The following is a 16,839-nucleotide window of genomic DNA, read 5'->3' as shown; positions in this document are numbered from 1 at the left end:
GCGCATAGGGCATTGATCCGTTTTTAACGAGGAATGAAATGATACAAAAAGCCCTTAGTACCTCCTCCGGCCTTGCGACACGCCTGACGTTCTTCGTGGCGGGCTTCGTTACGGCAACCTGGGCCGTGATTGTGCCTTTCGCGCGCAATAATACCGGCGTTAACGAAGCCATGCTTGGCACTCTGCTGTTGTGCCTGGGTTTTGGTGCGTTGATCGCTATGCCCGTAACCGGTTTATTAACCAGCCGTTTTGGCTGCCGCCGGGTGATCATCGTGGCCATCGGCTTAATCATCCTGAGCACGCCACTGCTGGCTGTAATAGCGGATCCGTTACTGCTCGGGCTGGTACTGCTGGTATTTGGCGTCGGGATTGGCGTGACCGATTGCGCCATGAACATTCAGGCGATTCTGGTCGAGAAACAATCATCTGCTCCTTTGATGTCTGGCTTTCACGGCATGTATAGCTTTGGGGGGATTGCTGGTGCCGGTTTCATGACTCTGCTGCTGTCGCTGGGGATGTCCGTTTTAACCGCAACGCTATGGGTCACTGGCGCAGTGATAGTGTTAACCCTGCTCAGTTATCCCGGCCTGCTGACCTATGCTAATCCCAAAGAGGGGCCCGCCTTTGCCGTGCCGCGCGGTAACGTTTTACTGCTCGGCATTATCTGCTTTGCGGTATTTCTGACGGAAGGGACGGTGCTGGACTGGAGCGCTGTCTACCTGACGCAGGTCAGAAATATCCCTGAGACACTCGGTGGTCTGGGTTATACCTGTTTTGCCATTGCGATGACGTTAGCCCGGCTAACCGGTGACCGTATTATTGCCACGCTGGGTCGGTTACCTGTGGTGCTGGCAGGTGCCTTAACCGCCGCCGTAGGACTGGCGCTGGTCACCTATACGCCTGCATGGCCGTTGGCGTTGCTGGGATACGTCCTGGTGGGAGGTGGCTGTGCCAATATTGTACCGGTCATTTTCTCTGCTGTCGGCCAGCAGAAGGTTATGCCGCAAGCCGTTGCGGTGCCGGCAATCACCACCATGGGCTACCTCGGGGTGTTAAGCGGCCCAGCGATGATCGGCTTTATCGCGCACGCCAGTTCACTGGCCTTTGCGTTCTCACTCATCATGGTGTTGATGCTGATGGTTGGCGCGCTCTCTCTCACACTGAATCTGGGTCAAAACAAGGCAGAAAGGGAAAGCGTATGAAAATTGCCCACGTGGCGTTATGGACGCGAAATCTGGCTGCACAGCAGCACTTCTGGCATCAGTTTTTTGGCGCAACCTCTAACCCGTTGTACGTCAGCAAAAACCGGCCTGGTTTTCGCTCTCACTTCATTAGTTTATCGGAGGGACCCACCCTCGAGCTGATGACGCTTGAAGCGTTAGCGCCAGGGCCGCACGGCGAGGAGCTTACCGGTTGGGCGCATATCGCCATCAACGTGGGCGGCAGAGAAGAGGTCGACTTGATGGTGAAACACGCATCAGAGCAGGGAATTTTAGTCAGTGCCGCCCGGCAAACCGGTGATGGGTTCTATGAGGCGATCATTCGCGACCCCGACGGTAATCTGATTGAAATTGTCAGTGATCAATAACAAAACTGCACAGCCAACCTTCGCTGGCTGCGCAGTTTTCATCTTCAATCTCCTGACCAAACCGCCTGGAGCGCCAAATGCGGGCTGGTTAAGGGCCGCGCATCATGCGTAGATGTGGCATGACGATATGGCTCAGCGCGGTATTTTTCATTCCCAGTGAATGCGCCGCGTTATCGAAAATGGCGATGTTACTGGCAGCGGTGTGCAGGCAGGCAATGGTCATGATTGTTCCCGTTTAGCTTCTGTGCTTCACTTTATTGAATTATTTTATAAAATTATCAATCATTTATTTCAAACGCTAATTGCAACGTTGCAAGGAATTTGAGCATGGCATCCTCTCTTTCGCTGACCGACCTGGGCCCGCGCATCTGCATTCTTGGTCCATCGAACAGTGGGAAATCGACGCTGGCGCAGGCCATTGCCGCTAAAACTGCGTTGCCCCTGATTCATCTCGATCAGCTTTTTCACTTGCCGGACACACATTGGCAGCCGCGCAGCGAAGCGGCGTTCCGTCAGCTGCATCTTGACGCCATTGCAGGTGAGCAATGGGTGATGGACGGCAACTATGTGCGCTGTCTGCCTGAACGTTTGGCGCGTGCCAGTGGGCTGATTCTATTAGATATTCATCCCGCTCATAGCCTGCTGCGTTATATCCGGCGCACCCTGTTTGATGCCCAACGCATTGGCGGTGTTGTCCCGGCACATCAGCGCGAGCACCTGACCTGGGAGATGACGCGTTATTTGCTGGTGACCACGCCGGGCCATCGGCAACGCAATCGTCGTATGTTCGAGCAGTGGACGCTGCCCAAGCTGTTTATCACCTCCCCCTCCCAGCTCAACACCTGCTATCAGGCATGGGGACTGTCACGCGACAAATAAAAAAGGCGCCCATTGGGCGCCTTAGTCTGCTCTGTAACGATTATTTCAGTCGGAATGCGACAACGCTGTCACCCGCCTGGGTGCCGAGCGAACCGTGACCGCCAGCGGCAATCACCACGTACTGCTTGCCGTCTTTACCCATAAAGGTAGATGGCGTGGCTTGCGCACCGGCACTCAGTTCGGTCTGCCACAGCAGTTCACCGGTGGTGCTGTCGTAGGCGCGGAAGAAGTTATCCGCTGTTGCACCGTGGAACACCAGATCACCCGCCGTCAGCAACGGACCACCGTGCGCCACCATGCCCATCGGGAAACCGATTGGGAAGCGGCCAGGCAGGAAGCTGGTCTTCAGGTTTTTGGTGACACCGACGCGGCGCAGCCATTCGGTTTTACCGGTCTTCAGATCCACGCCCACCATGCGGCCCCAAGGTGGCGCAACACACGGAATGCCGAGGCCAGAGGCCAGCTGCTGGATATGAATGGCGTAATCACCGTGGAAGTTTTCGTTCCAGTACGGCTGACCATCTTTGGTGAACAGGCGCTCGGTGGCGGTCTGCTCGCTGCGTTTGATCAGGTTGTACTTGTAGGCCAGACGCACTGGCGCGGCAATCAGCATTTGACGCTGCGGATCGACAGCGACAGAACCCCAGTTGAACACACCAATGTTGCCCGGGAAGATCAGTGAACCGCCTTCGGTTGCTGGTGTCCACGGGTTGCCGTCATAGCGCAGGCTGCGGAAATCCATGCGGCATGACATCTGGTCAAACGGCGTGATGCCCCACATTGACTTCTCGGTCAACGGCTGTGGAATGAAGTTCAGGCTCGATACCGGCTGAGTCGCGGCAAATTTCTCGCCCGCCACGCCACCTTCGGTAGACACTTTCACCTGATTGACTGGATAAACCGGCTGACCGGTAAGACGATTCAGGACAAACAGGTTGCCGGTTTTCGTCGGCAGAATCACCACTGGCTGCTTCTGGCCCTGATAATCGATGTCCACCAGCGAAGGCTGTGACGGATTATCGCGGTCCCACAGATCGTGGTTAGAGCTCTGATAGCGCCATTTGAACGCACCGGTCTGCAGATCCAGCGCCACCAGCGCATCGCGGAACTTCTCGGTGTTGCTGTTTGGATCGCGCTCAATGCCCACTTCATCCGGTGAAGCGTTACCAAACGGCACATAGACTACGCCGTTTTTCAGGTCAGCACTCAGCGTGCCCCACGCCACTGGCGTGTCCTGCGGATAGTTCTGACCCGCGGCGATCGGTGCGGTGTTTTCCGGGTTAGCCGGATCAAAGTTCCACACCAAACGGCCCGATTGCACGTCATACGCACGAATCACGCCTGACGGGTTGCCGCTGTTGAAGCCGTTGTCCATCACTGAACCGCCAACGATCACCAGCTTGCCCGCCACCAGCGGTGCTGCGGTTTGCATCAGCGCATGTGGACGCACTTCGCCCATGTTGGCATGCAGATCAACCACGCCGTTCTGACCGAAATCAGCGCACGGTTTACCGGTATCCGCATCCAGCGCAATCAGCTGAGCATCAGTGGTCGCATTGAAGATACGCTTACGGCAGATGGCCGGATTCGCAGCGCTATCCTGCGCGGCTACCGGGGCTTCTTCGTAATAGCTTACGCCGCGACAGGTTTGGTGCTGCTGCAGGTAAGAGCGATCTTTATTCGGCGTAAACTTCCACTTCACCGCGCCGGTTTCTGGATCGAGCGCGTGCACCTCGTTATGCGGCGTACAGAAGTACAGCATGCCGTTGGCTTTCAGCGGCGTCGCTTCAAAGGTGTATTCAGTCGCATCGGCATCCTGACGCAGATCGCCAGTATGATAGGTCCATGCCACTTCAAGGTTTTTGACGTTCTCTTTGCTGATCTGGTTCAGCGCGGAGAAACGCAGGCCATCGGACGATCCGCCATAAGCGGTCCAGTCGTTAGATGCGCCCTGCTCGCTGTTCTGCTCGCGCGCATTGCTGATGGTGCCTTGTTGCGGAACCGGATCGTAGAAACACAGTCCAATCACCACCACAATCATGATAATCACCGTGCCGCCAAGGAAGCCATGGAAACGGCGCTCACCGCGATACAGCGGCTTCACCACCCACGGCATGGCCAGCCACAGGCCGATCACGCCGAACAGGTCACCGCGCGGGATCCACTGCCACTTATCAAAGCCTACTTCCCAGATAATCCAGGCCAGCGTAATCCACATTAGCACCGCATACAGCGCCAGCGCACTGCGCTGGTTGCGGAACAGTAAAATCGCGGTGATCAGTAATCCCACCGCCATCAGCGCATAGAAAGCGCTGCCGCCCAGCATTAACAGCTTGCCGCCCATGTACAGCAAGGCAATCGCCAGAATCGCGAGCACGATACTGGTTAGTTTGTTAACCATGCTAATCCCTCAACCATTTTCATCAAAAAAACCTCAAAAATAACCCCACATAAAATCAACAGAATTTTAACTTACGTTACCGTTTAGTAAAAACCCGTTGCGAGGTGTGTCGTTAGCTCCGCTAATGAATGTAGTTCGGCTAATGGCTGCTAGCTGCCGCCTCGCTCAATGTGTGACTGAAATCACGTTTCATTTTCGTTGAGAGAATTAATCATTAGGCGAGAAAATTCGCATTTTTTGATAACGGAAAACCATGAAACGGCGCGACAGGATGGCTTTTGCGTCGCGGACATAACCTTGTGCGGATTTGTTACTACGCCCGCCGTAAGAGAAAACTTACGCTGTTTTCTTTTTACCCGGGAAACGTTATGAAATTCACATTATTAGCCAGCTCATTAATCCTCCTCGCTCTCTCTTCACACGCGGCCAGCAACTCGCTGGTGGTGGGCGATCAAAAAGGTAATGCCCGCGCGGTGATGTCCGCCGCCGGTGAACTTAACAATGTGCCTTATGAAATCAAATGGTATGAGTTCCCCAATGCCGCCCCGCTGCTGGAATCGCTCAATTCCCAGCATCTGGATGCCGGTTTAGTCGGCGATGGCCCGCTCTCCTTTGCGGTGGCTGCGGGTGCACAGATTCGTGCCATTCAAGCCTCGCAGTATCTGGGGAACGCCATCGTGGTGAAAAACGCTAGCGCCCTGCACACCATCGCCGATCTAAAAGGAAAGAAAGTGGCAACGGTGAAAGGTTCAGCCGGACAAAATATGGTGCTTAACGCGCTGCATGAAGCGGGCCTGCCGGACAACAGCGTGAGTTTTGTCTTTACTACGCCGTCGGAAGCCACGCTGGCGTTGGACAATGGCGCGGTCGATGCGGTGGCGACCTGGGAACCCTATGTGTCGTTTGCCGTAGCGCAATCCGGCGATCGTATTGCCATTGATGGCAAAAACTCGCCGGTTTCAAATTATCTGGTGGCGACCGATAGCGCCATTGCCAACAAGCGTGAGCAGCTTGCGGACTTCCGTCAGCGCCTGATTCGTGCACGCGCCTGGGGCGTGGCACATCCACAAGCGTACGCCAGCGAGATCGCCAAACTGCTACGCCTGCCGGAAGCGGTGGCGCTGAGTAAGGTGCAGCGCGAAAACAACGCGCCGGTGGAAGATTACGCGTTGGTAGAAAAACGCCAGCAGCTGGCGATCGATACCTTCACGCACGGCGGCCTGATCAAACCCGGCCTAAAAGCAGACAAACTGGTGGATGCGTCGTTTTTTAACACTCAGGAAGCGGTCAAACCATGATGAATCTGGCGCTCTACCTCGACTCTGGCATCCATCAGGGCGGCTGGCGCCATCCTGATGCAGCGGCCACCGGCGGCAGCAACTGGCCGCTATACCGCAGGATTGCGCAGCGCGCCGAAGCGGCCAAGCTGGATCTGATTTTTGTTGCCGACAAGCTGGCGATTGATGATGTGTACGGCGGCCATCTGGCGCAAACCGTGCAGCATCGCCAGGTTGGCTGGTCTGAACCGCTAACGTTACTGGCCGCGCTGGCAGCCGTGACCGATGATATCGGCCTCGGCGGAACCGTTTCTTCGTCCTATTCGGTGCCTTACACCACCGCGCGCCAGCTGGCGAACATTGATCATATCAGCGGCGGACGCGCGGCGTGGAACGTGGTGACCTCGCTAAGCCACGCCGAAGCGCGCAACTTTGGTCGTAGTGAGCACTTCAGCCATGCAGCACGCTATCGCCGCGCCGCCGAATTTATTGAGATCATGAAGGCGCTGTGGGACAGCTTTGAGGAGGATGCGCTGATTATGGATAAAGCGCAGGCGCGCTTTGCCGATCCCGCGCGCTTCCATCGGCTCGATCATCAGGGCGAATCCTTCGATGTGCAGGGGCCGCTGAACCTGCCGCGCCCGCCGCAAGGCCATCCGGTGGTGATTCAGGCCGGCGTGTCCGATGCCTTTATTGATTTGGCGGCACAGCAGGCGGAGATGCTGTTTGTGGTGCAACCGACGCGGGAACGTGCGCAGCAGTTCTACCACACCCTGAAACAGCGCGCGCTGCAGTATCAGCGTCAGCCGGACCAGCTGCGCATTCTGCCCGGCATGGTACCGATCGTTGGGAACACGCAACGTGATGCCGAGGAGCGCGCTGAATACCTGAAATCGTTGATCACCGTGGAGTCCGGGCTGAGCTTTGTCTCGGCCAGCATGAATATCGACCTGTCGCAGTATCCTATCGACGGCCCGGTTCCCGATTTACGCGAGCAGATCACCGGCAGCAAAGGCCGCTTCCAGTATGTGATTGCCAGCGCCATTGAGCAGAATCTGACGTTGGGAGAGATGGCAAAACGCTATGCCGAAAGCCTCTCTTTCCCGGCACCGACCGGCACCGCCGATACCATCGCCAAACAGATGATTGACTGGTATCAACACCAGGCCTGCGACGGTTTCGTCATTCTGCCGACCTATATTGATGAAAGGGAAGATCGCTTTCTGGAACAGGTGGTGCCGCGCCTGCAGCACGCCGGCGTATTCCGGAGCGAATATCAACCGGGCACGCTACGCGATCGTTTAGGTTTAGTAAAACCGGCAAATCGCTTTCACACTTAGTCATCAATTGAAATAATTTAATTAATAGCGCCGCCGCCTCTGCGATTAGTCCTGGCAGGATTGTTCGCAAAGGCGCGAATAAGCGCGTATTTATTGATATTTTATTTAAGGCCCCGACTTAATTCCGATTTAAATTGATTAGCCCGCGCTATATAAAGTTATTTTGGGAGTTTCCTCAGCCTGTCACGCCTGATTCAGCGTGATATAAATCACGTAACTGCTCTGCGGCAATGCCGCTTATAAAAAGAAGGTTATGATGATCAGCGCAGATTCCCTTTTTCGAAAATTACGTTTTCCTTTTAAACTCACACATGCTGCTATTAAATTTCCGGTTGCCAATGCACGCGCCAGACAATATCAGGTGATGTCGCCCGAGCAAACCATTGACCTGCTGCTCAGCAACGATGCCCTGTCCGTAAGCCGCTACGGCGATGGAGAACTGGAAATGACCCTATTCAAAAATATCGGTTTTCAATCTTATGATGAACGTCTCTCAATTCGTCTAAAAGATATTCTGCGCCGTGGCAGCCAGCCGAATAATACCTGCTTATTATGTATGCCGGATGCGTTTCGCGGCACCGGCAATATGCGGTTTGGTTCGGCCCTATTCTGGTTTTTTCATAAAGCGTTTTATTTTCGTCATTATGAAGGCTTATTAAAGAAAAATTATTGCTACGGCAACACCTCTGTTACCCGCCCCTATCATGATTATACGGATAAGCAGCAGGCCGCTCGCGTCTTCAGCAAGTTTAAGCAGCTGTTCAGCGATAAAAAGATCTTAATCGTTGAAGGGAGCGGCACGCGGCTGGGAATGGGCAATGATTTACTCAACGGCGCCCGCGATATTAAACGCATCACTACGCTTAATCGTAACGCCTTCTCGGTTTACAACGATCTCTACACCAGCGTACTGGCGCACGCGCGTGACTACGATATGGTGCTGATGTCCCTTGGCCCTACCGCCACGGTGCTGGCTTACGACCTCAGCCAGCACGGCATCCGCTGTATTGATACCGGCCATATCGATATCGAGTACGAGTGGATGCGCAGTGCCGCGCGCGACAAAGTTCAGGTAGCGGGTAAAAACGTCAATGAAGTCGGCGTGTTACTCAGCGACGCCCCACGCAACGATGATGAGCATTACCGTCAGCAGATCTTGCTGCACGTCGGATTGCCGCAGGAAGCCGTGCTAACCTCGATGGTAATCCATCCACCGCTGGTGTGATTCACTTCGCAAGCAATCGCAAAAAGCACCCTTTTTGCGATTGCTTGCGTTTACACTATTTGCCTTCACGTTTTTTCAACCACTCTTGCAGCTTGCGCAACGAAACGGGTGCCTGATACACCGTCCCTTTTCCATCCTTCAGTGGACGCAGTAGTCCTTGCTCGGCGAGGCTTTTTAAGCGCGCCCGCGCAGTGTTATCGGCAATGCCGAGACGTGTTTTGATGCCGGCAGAACTGAGTAACGAACCCGGTGCATTGAGCGCGATAGCCATAATATCCAGCTCACCTTTAGCTAATGTCATATGTTGCTCAACCCACGTGACCAAACGTTCTCGCTCTTCATGTAACGTGGCAATTTGCTCAGTGAAAGCGTTGACTGCGCGCATGACTACTTCACACTGAAACTGCACGAAATAGGTCAGGTCCATCTCATCCGTTTCGCTATAGAGATAGGAAATGCCGTACTTTACCGCTGCTGCCTTTAATAATTTGCTGATGGAGATGTAGCGGAAAGCACTGTAACCCTGTCGAATGAGATGATGGTAAAACAGCCCGCGCGCGGTACGTCCGTTACCATCATTGAAAGGATGTATATAGCCGATAGCAAAATGAATGACGCAGGCCACCAGTAATGGATGCGAGCCCTGCTGTTCCAGCCGGGCAACTTCGGCACATAGCGCGTCCAAAAGGCCATTGAGCCGCTGATAGTCTGGTGGCTGATGAATGATTTCACCATCACGTCCTGCAACATAGACATCGTTATTATCACGGACTTCACCTGGGCGATATTTCGCATCATTGATGCCCGTGCAGGCGATGTGATGAATTTCCAAAATATCGGCGCGGGTTAGCGGAGCATCGCCTAGCGTGGCAATGTGCTGCATCAGGCGCCAATTGCCCATGATCATGCTTTCATCTTCGTTGCGCGGTGCTCGTCCAACTGCCAGCAACTCCATGGCCACACGTGAGGTGGTCGCCGCGCCTTCTAACTGGCTAGATGAAATCGCCTCTTCCATGATCAACTGCGACATCAAATAGGAGGCGGCATCCTCATTCGTTGGCTCCCCATTACGGGCAAAGGTCATGCGGTCGACCAGCGAGATGGCCGCGGTGATTCTGGGCGTTAAGTTACAGGTGACGCTCTCGTCAGCAATAACAAAGTGCTGTGCCGTTCCACGCCGCTTAAATTTCAACGCGCTCCATAACTTTTCACGTGTTTTGTTATCACTGATACGGCGATAGAGCTCATCAAAATGAAGATAGCGTTCATCCCACTCTGCATAAGTCGTTAGCAGCGCGTTGATCTCATTGACTTGCAAAGAATCAATAAGTTGAGTAGGTGGACGACGTAATTTCATCTCAAGCAATCTCAAAAATGGGGTATTTTGAGTTTACTTGAGATTATCGGCAACGCCAAATGACGCTTGCGCGATAGTTACTTGCCATGCCGCTGGCAGAACGCGGCAAGGTCGGATGACTGAAAATCTGCCAGATTCGCCATGAGCTTCTCCAGCGGCCAGTTCCACCAGGCAATCGCCTGCAGCTGGGCGGCAATGTCCGCAGCAACACGCGTTCGAATCACTTTGGCGGGTACGCCACCAACAATGGTATACGGCGGCACATCTTTGGTGACCACCGCGCCCGCCGCCAGCACCGCACCATCGCCGATGGTCACGCCCGGCAGCACAATCACGCCATGACCAATCCATACATCGTTACCCACAATCACGCGATCGGCACGACGATCGGCGAAAAAGCCATTATCGCGCTCTGCCTGCGCATCATAATATTCCGGGCAATAGGTGAATCGATGCTGTGAGGCGCGATCCATCGGGTGATTGGGCGCACCCAGTCGCACGTGATTGGCAATAGCCGTAAAGCGCCCAATCTGGGTATCGGCGATGCAGCAGTGTTCGCCCAGATAGGAGAAATCCCCCAATTCGCTGTACTCAAGATAACTCTCTGCCAGCACTTCACACTGCTCGCCAATGTGGGTTTCGCGCATACGCACGCTAGGATCGATAACGGTATGTTGCAATTTTGCCGGTTGCACAGCAGTGAGTGCCATAATCAATGCTCCGTCGTGGTCAGATGTCTGGATAACAGGTTGCAACGGGGCAACCGCGAGCCACAACACTACAGCGACAAGATGACACTAATGCTATTGTGCCCTAAATATTTAACTGCATGATTTAATTGATGGTAGCTAGCGGACTGATGATTACATACCGTCTGCCGTACCGTTTCTAGAATGAAGTGACTATTTTTTAGGCGGGATTATTGATCTGTTGCGGATCGCATCGTATGACCTTTCGCATGCTAAGGCAACACGTCCGCGCCGGTCAGCTTCGTCTGCCAGCTCCCCTGCCGTTTGGTTAAGTTCTCTGTACAGGTCGGCAAGCAGATCGCCGGTGCTGGCCCCAACCTTGCCCCCGGAGGTAGTTCCGGTATCGCTGCCACGTCGCTGCTGTAGTTGGGTGATTGCGTTCTCAATCCCAGACTGCAGCCTGCCAGCAGCAAGCTGAGCAGCAGCGCGGGCAGCATTCGCTTTGCGGTTCTCTTCATCGGCTTCTCTCTGTATCTGATCAATGCTTGCCTGGCGAGCCAGCTCAATGCGCCGCTGTTCCTGTGTGAACGCCAGCCGCGCGGCATCATCATCCTTATCGCGCTGATTCCACTTACCCTGCCAGGCGGAATCAGCAGCGGCGTGGCCGGAGGAATAACCCAGGTGATGAACCAGCCACAAAGCGCCCACCACCAGCAGCAGCGCCGCCAGTGGCTTCCAGTACGCTTTCAGGAACGCGAATATCATGCGGCCGCCATGCCGCGCGCAATTGCTGCAGCGCAATCAAGGCCCGAGTACAACGCAGCTTCAGCAGCGCGACGGCGCACCAGACCTTTGAACGGTTTGCCGTTTGCGTTGCTCCAGTATTTGAACTGACGCACCGCGCCATCAAAGTCACGCGCATTAGTGAGCCGCAGCAGACTGGAAGGGTTACCGTTTTTCAGCACCAGCAGACCATCCTTCACGCCCTTTCTACCCGGACCGACGTTAAAGCAGAACGACACCAGCGCATCAAATTGCGCCTGGCTAACAGTGGTGATCAGCGCATTGCTGACCATCGATTCAAACGCAGCTATGTCAGACTTCAGCACCGATTCGGCCTGCGCCTGATTCCATACGATGCCCGGACGAACATCGGTACCGGTGTGGCCATACCCGATTGTCCACGGCGCGGCGCCGGTAGCAGGATCCGGATAGGCCTTCGTGGCCAGCCCTTCAAAATGCTTAATCACGGCGATACCGTTATCTGAGATTTTCACGTTTCTTTCCCCGGTGAGCGATGGTGAAAAGCTGCATGACATTGCCGCGCGTTTTCAGCAGCGCACCACACAGCAGGATTTTTATGAGGAGGTCGGCCCAGTCAGTGCTGACGTGGTAGCCGTAAGAGATGCGGATGGGAACGGAAGCGCAGATCACAATAATGGCGTAGGCCAGCCAGCTCCCCGCCGGTTTGTGAGTAGCGCTCTCGCGGCGGAACGTGAGAAGACGCATTACGATCACGCCGCACAGAATGGCATTCGAAAGCTGTAGCAGGTCATACGTTGTCATGATCGTTACCTCTATTCAGAGCTGCCCTGTGGATTGCCCGAGCGCCGGTAGAGATACATCAAACCTTTGACAGCGACGACTGACATAATCAGCGCAGCACCTGCATATGCTGATTTCACCTCGACCGCATCCGGGCCAACAGAGGCCCACTTGGAAATGATGGCGATAAGAATGCCAGCGGCAGGACGTGAAACCAGTATGCCGGCAATGAAGCTGACAAGAGCCAGAAGAAGACGGCGTTTAATCGGGTATTCCTGGGCGGCTGTTACGAAAATTACCGATCCAGAGAACGCACCAAGCACCACTTCAGGGGGAACACCATAGAAAAAACTGAGCCACGCCGACCCGCTTAGGCCGCTGATGACAGCGGTTGTCCCAGCGCTTGATATTGGATCAGTCATGGAAACCACCTGCACAGTGCATAGCACACCTCCATCGTAGTTAATGGCGGTACTATACACAATAATGCATATGTGGGTTATTGGTAATTTAGGGTTTATCTTAACTGCCGTGCAGGTGGTATTCTTCCCCCAAGCCTGCACATGTAAGCATTTCCTTTACAAATTCTTGCCAAAGTCTTTATAACTGATAAGATTGGTTTATAATTTTCCAGATTCTTCTGCTATCAATTGAATATCATTCAAACTCAAAACTGAGTCAGCACAATGAACAATAAAGTAATTTGCGTCCACCACTTGCGTGGAATAGCTGCGCTGCTAGTCGTTTTTTTCCACTTCAGAAGCTTTCTAGATGGCGTATATACGCAAAATTTAGATTTAGGAACAAAGATTTTTGGAGCCGGTGCGTTTGGCGTCGACTTATTTTTTATGATAAGTGGTTTTATAATCGCCCTAGCAACACACAAGCCTGTGAAATCACTTACATTTATTGTAAGAAGATTCTTTAGAATATATCCATTGTTTATTTTTATATTTGTTATTGGGATATTTACGGTATATGGATATCATTCTTCCAATGAACTGTTCAGATCGGCTTTGTTTATACACAATAATTATTCTAAGCAATCACCAGGCTTTGGCTTTAACATTTTAGGCCCAGCTTGGACTCTTGGTTATGAAGTTTATTTTTACTTTATTTTCATGGTGTCTATGGCATTGAGCCATAAGTATAGATTGTTGATATCATCATTACTAATCATCTTACCAATTGTAATTCTACAATTAATTTTCTCGAGTCAGTTCTCTCTTTCCGCAGACGCAGCTGTAAACGTAAACAACGGGCTGATTAGGTTTGTAAGTTCACCCATACTGGTTGAATTTGTAATAGGCATGACACTTTATTATGTTTACAGCTCGGGAGTTAAGATTGAAAGAAATTACTCTGCCATAATTTATTATTCTTGCTTACTTATATTTCTATCAATGTATTTTTTATCAAAAACATACGGATTCGGGTTAACATCTTTTGGAGTATGGTCTTTAACTCTGCTGGTTGGTTGCTTAACTTATGATAAGTCAATAGGATTTAAAAGTTATAAGGCTTTAGTATTCTTAGGTGATATATCATATTCGTTGTATATGTCGCACTACCTTATAATTAAATGCTTAGAGTTTTATAGGCCATCTTGGTGGTGGGATACCACTGGTATGCCAAAATTTATTTTGGCAAGTTTTATATGCCTTTTCATTGCTACGGCACTGCATTATTTAATTGAAAAACCATTTATAAACTTTGGTAAAAACTTAGAGTCTGCATTTAAAAAACAGATCAAAAATGTAGATCAAGGAAACGTAGCGGCATAACCATAATTATTAAAAGGGCCGAATTTCGGCCCTGCATTTTAACTGTATAAAACTAAACCTAGAGAGATTGCTGTAGTTAAAGGATTCAATACGGCACCAGTAATAGTATACGTGTTTATAACTAAAGTTTTGTTTGCAGTTGAAGACATAAATACCTGATAAGCGCCTATAGGCCGAACAGAAGCATCCTCAATAGCTTTTTGAGTGGCGTGTGCATTGAAAACTATCGTTATGGCTGTACTACTCAATGTTATGGTGCTAATTAGCTCATGGTCATCAAACTTTGTTGCCACACCTGATGCAACTGTTATCCTTGCCTGCCTTGTATAATCTACAGTAAGGTTGGTTACACCAGTCAATCTAGCGAACATTTTCCGAGGGGTTTTTACACCCCTTACTGTTATGTTGTCACACAATCCAGCACCTCCTGTGAATGTGATCATTGCACCCAGCGTCTCGCTGCTGTTATCCGAAGTGTAATCAAGTACTCCGTCAATGATGACATTTTTAGTACCAGGCTGAATTAATATTGGAGTGCCGGCGGTGCTTATGTTGGTCAGCAGATTTGCTATTCTTCCATTTGTCCCTGCTACACTGTATCCGATACAATCCGAACCATTAACAGTTGAATCCTTAGGTTTGACTTCAATTGAAAGCCCACTATCTAAAAACCCTGTCACTTTATTATCGGATGCATCGTAGGTCTGTGTAACGCCATAAACCCCAACGCCGTTTTGATACTTCAATACAGATACACTTAAATTAAAAAGCATACTCTTTTCAATGTATCCATTCTCCACATTATATGAAACACCACCCGGCGCGCCCTCTATGATCGTGTTACCAACTAGAGTTCTTGTGCTCTTTCTAACATTTATCCCCCAAAAATCTCTATTATCCTTATTCCTATACTTGCCTATCATATTTACTGCTAAAGTATTCTGGCATCCGTCATAAGTGTTTCCTCCCCCTCCTCGAGAAACGTAAAGCATATGTCTGCCGTTGTTTGCACTTGAAGCATCAAACTGAACGCCGTCTATGATTGCCTGCCTAGTCTCATCCAAAAAGACTCCGTAACCTCCACGTACAGGAGTTGGATGGTATACGGTATTTGTAGCCCTAACATTTTTGATAACGCTGGATACGGTATTGATATTAGCTACACCTCCTGTAAATCCGTTTGCGTAAAGCCCGTCAATAACTGGATATTCTAAATCCCTTAAAAAAGCTCCGTATGCTGCAACTGCTGCAGCGGACCCATCAGAATCAATAACAGTTCCATATAATTTTGCTGACGATATCCGAATGAAATCTTTATTTGCATTAGATCTTGCATCAGCTAATACACCAGAGCTTGTTTGACTAGTTATATTCAGCTTGCCGCCAGCTCCATCAAATACTTGTTCTTGAGATAAAATTACAGGAAATGCTTGTGAGATATCTTTCTCAATCTGTACATCCTTACCATTAGCAAGAACGTTCTCTATGCTATTACCATAACCATCAGGTCGACGGTCTATAGCATTAAGGTCTGATGCGAGAGTGCCTCGATGGTTTGTTCCAATTAGCGCGGAACCGGTATTCTTTGCTAACTGGATCAGAACATCAGCCGCACTTCCTGACGGAACAGGTACACCCACAGGCTTGCCACCGACAAAGCCAATTACTTTCCCCTCGAGTTCCGTGATTGAGGGAAGCGGTGCAACATAGACTTCAGGCACACGAAGAGTTTTGTTTAGGCTCGCCGTGTTGACGCTATCTGTATAGGCCTTAGTCGATGCATCCTGCGGGTTTATCGGATCTCCAAGATTAGCGATACGGTTGCCCTGAGCATCATAGTACTTCGCTATCCAAGACGGCTTACGAAGAGCTAAGCCAAACACAGATAAAGCCCGCTGCACTAGCATCGTCAGATAATCGAAGGCGTCTTCATGCGTCTCCGCAAAGAATTTACCCTGATTTCTTAGATCTGTTTCCTGTACGGCAGGCAAATCACGATCCAGGGATATTTGCCACCCAGTAGCCAGGGCGGAGTTCAGCACAACACTACCCCCACTGACCAGCCCAACACCGGTGATTGTGTAATCAGTACCCAGCACCAGCGTGGTCAGCAACCCATCCGGATTGCTCGCGGTTACTACCATGTGACTATCTTTAAGGATGCGGAACCGGTAAGGGAATACTGTGGTAGTACCATTGCCATCATATTGTTCGTGGTTAACCACTGTTGAAACGGTCATCTCGCTGACTCCTGGTGTGTGATTTATCAGCAAGTTTACAGCATTCGATCCTTATATGGATAATTGGTAATTGAACTTTTTGGCAATGGCGTCAATAATTTTCGCTTACATATGCATTCAAATTCTTGCGGAATTTACTGGATATATATACAGTTTATTCAGGAGGGCGTTTTCAATGAAACCAAACGGCACATACCATTACCCCGGCAGCGATGCCTATACGGAAAATTTGTACACGGATGATGGGCTTAGGAGACTTGCCAGTGATTCAAAAATCATCAGGCTTCTGGAAGAGTTAGAGCAGCGGGGAAACAATATTGGTGGTGCGCGGGATGAAGTTAACGCCCTACTTAACTATGTTAAGGATGCAAGAAAGATTAAGGGTGAGATGGTTACTCATCTGGAATATTTGCTGGATAGCGCAAAAAAACTTTGAAGCCTGGTAATTATCCGTCCCTGTTTACCTGCAGCGGTAATAACGCCAACAGCCTCCAAAAGACAAAGCCCGCAATGC

Annotated in this window: 16 protein-coding genes and 1 pseudogene; 8 read left to right on the top strand and 9 right to left on the bottom strand. The window is 51.2% G+C overall.

Going from position 1 to position 16,839, the window contains the following annotated elements; all coding sequences use genetic code 11:
• Positions 1-38: 38 nt before the first annotated feature.
• Positions 39-1,202, top strand: coding sequence for an MFS transporter (locus PMI17_RS08565; protein ID WP_007888299.1), 1,164 nt, complete (start codon positions 39-41; stop codon positions 1,200-1,202).
• A complete protein-coding gene (locus tag PMI17_RS08560) occupies positions 1,199-1,588 on the top strand; it encodes a VOC family protein (protein ID WP_007888289.1) in 390 nt (129 codons plus the stop codon). The genes PMI17_RS08565 and PMI17_RS08560 overlap by 4 nt, the downstream gene beginning before the upstream one ends.
• 109 nt (positions 1,589-1,697) lie before the next feature.
• Here the strand turns inward: PMI17_RS08560 and PMI17_RS25780 are convergent.
• Positions 1,698-1,811, bottom strand: a pseudogene (locus PMI17_RS25780) (glutamate racemase); the annotation flags it as partial.
• Between the two features lie 104 nt (positions 1,812-1,915).
• On the opposite strand from PMI17_RS25780, the gene PMI17_RS08555 reads away from it, so the two are divergent.
• The gene (locus PMI17_RS08555) at positions 1,916-2,467 is read left to right on the top strand and encodes a hypothetical protein (RefSeq protein ID WP_007888281.1); all 552 of its coding nucleotides are present in this window, start codon (positions 1,916-1,918) and stop codon (positions 2,465-2,467) included.
• Positions 2,468-2,507: 40 nt separating this feature from the next.
• On the opposite strand, the gene PMI17_RS08550 is transcribed toward PMI17_RS08555, so the two are convergent.
• On the bottom strand, positions 2,508-4,868 hold the full coding sequence (locus PMI17_RS08550) for a membrane-bound PQQ-dependent dehydrogenase, glucose/quinate/shikimate family (protein ID WP_007888279.1): 2,361 nt from the start codon (positions 4,866-4,868) through the stop codon (positions 2,508-2,510).
• 368 nt (positions 4,869-5,236) lie between these two features.
• Between PMI17_RS08550 and PMI17_RS08545 the strand changes: the two genes are divergently transcribed.
• From PMI17_RS08545 to PMI17_RS08535, 3 genes are all read left to right on the top strand, one after another.
• Positions 5,237-6,166: an aliphatic sulfonate ABC transporter substrate-binding protein gene (locus tag PMI17_RS08545; RefSeq protein WP_007888274.1), complete on the top strand. Its 930-nt coding sequence runs from the start codon at positions 5,237-5,239 to the stop codon at positions 6,164-6,166.
• Positions 6,163-7,485: an NtaA/DmoA family FMN-dependent monooxygenase gene (locus PMI17_RS08540; protein WP_007888273.1), complete on the top strand. Its 1,323-nt coding sequence runs from the start codon at positions 6,163-6,165 to the stop codon at positions 7,483-7,485. The genes PMI17_RS08545 and PMI17_RS08540 overlap by 4 nt, the downstream gene beginning before the upstream one ends.
• A gap of 256 nt (positions 7,486-7,741) precedes the next feature.
• Entirely contained in the window at positions 7,742-8,710 is a 969-nt protein-coding gene (locus tag PMI17_RS08535) for a GT-D fold domain-containing glycosyltransferase (RefSeq protein ID WP_007888271.1), read from the top strand.
• A gap of 55 nt (positions 8,711-8,765) precedes the next feature.
• On the opposite strand, the gene PMI17_RS08530 is transcribed toward PMI17_RS08535, so the two are convergent.
• The 6 genes from PMI17_RS08530 to PMI17_RS08505 all read right to left on the bottom strand — a co-directional run bounded on the left by PMI17_RS08530 (position 8,766) and on the right by PMI17_RS08505 (position 12,723).
• Positions 8,766-10,067 carry a Fic family protein gene (locus PMI17_RS08530; protein WP_007888270.1) on the bottom strand — a complete coding sequence of 434 codons (1,302 nt, stop codon included), beginning with the start codon at positions 10,065-10,067 and terminating at the stop codon, positions 8,766-8,768.
• Between the two features lie 77 nt (positions 10,068-10,144).
• Complete coding sequence (locus tag PMI17_RS08525; RefSeq protein WP_007888269.1) at positions 10,145-10,777, bottom strand: DapH/DapD/GlmU-related protein; 633 nt, start codon at positions 10,775-10,777, stop codon at positions 10,145-10,147.
• A gap of 192 nt (positions 10,778-10,969) precedes the next feature.
• Positions 10,970-11,521 carry a DUF2514 domain-containing protein gene (locus PMI17_RS24470; RefSeq protein WP_007888268.1) on the bottom strand — a complete coding sequence of 184 codons (552 nt, stop codon included), beginning with the start codon at positions 11,519-11,521 and terminating at the stop codon, positions 10,970-10,972.
• On the bottom strand, positions 11,518-12,033 hold the full coding sequence (locus PMI17_RS08515; protein WP_007888267.1) for a lysozyme: 516 nt from the start codon (positions 12,031-12,033) through the stop codon (positions 11,518-11,520). The genes PMI17_RS24470 and PMI17_RS08515 overlap by 4 nt, the downstream gene beginning before the upstream one ends.
• Positions 12,017-12,322: a phage holin family protein gene (locus PMI17_RS08510; RefSeq protein WP_007888266.1), complete on the bottom strand. Its 306-nt coding sequence runs from the start codon at positions 12,320-12,322 to the stop codon at positions 12,017-12,019. The genes PMI17_RS08515 and PMI17_RS08510 overlap by 17 nt, the downstream gene beginning before the upstream one ends.
• 11 nt (positions 12,323-12,333) lie before the next feature.
• Positions 12,334-12,723, bottom strand: a complete 390-nt coding sequence (locus PMI17_RS08505; RefSeq protein WP_036620672.1) for a putative holin — start codon at positions 12,721-12,723, stop codon at positions 12,334-12,336.
• 264 nt (positions 12,724-12,987) lie between these two features.
• On the opposite strand from PMI17_RS08505, the gene PMI17_RS08500 reads away from it, so the two are divergent.
• The gene (locus PMI17_RS08500) at positions 12,988-14,085 is read left to right on the top strand and encodes an acyltransferase (protein ID WP_007888261.1); all 1,098 of its coding nucleotides are present in this window, start codon (positions 12,988-12,990) and stop codon (positions 14,083-14,085) included.
• Positions 14,086-14,123: 38 nt separating this feature from the next.
• Here PMI17_RS08500 and PMI17_RS24465 read toward each other — a convergent pair whose 3' ends face one another.
• Positions 14,124-16,325, bottom strand: a complete 2,202-nt coding sequence (locus tag PMI17_RS24465; RefSeq protein ID WP_007888259.1) for a hypothetical protein — start codon at positions 16,323-16,325, stop codon at positions 14,124-14,126.
• 175 nt (positions 16,326-16,500) lie between these two features.
• Between PMI17_RS24465 and PMI17_RS08490 the strand changes: the two genes are divergently transcribed.
• A complete protein-coding gene (locus tag PMI17_RS08490) occupies positions 16,501-16,761 on the top strand; it encodes a hypothetical protein (protein WP_007888255.1) in 261 nt (86 codons plus the stop codon).
• Positions 16,762-16,839 lie beyond the last annotated feature (78 nt).

The sequence above is a fragment of the Pantoea sp. GM01 genome, from assembly GCF_000282675.1.
GTDB lineage: Bacteria > Pseudomonadota > Gammaproteobacteria > Enterobacterales > Enterobacteriaceae > Pantoea > Pantoea nemavictus.
This window is presented reverse-complemented; position numbering and strand designations above follow the sequence as displayed.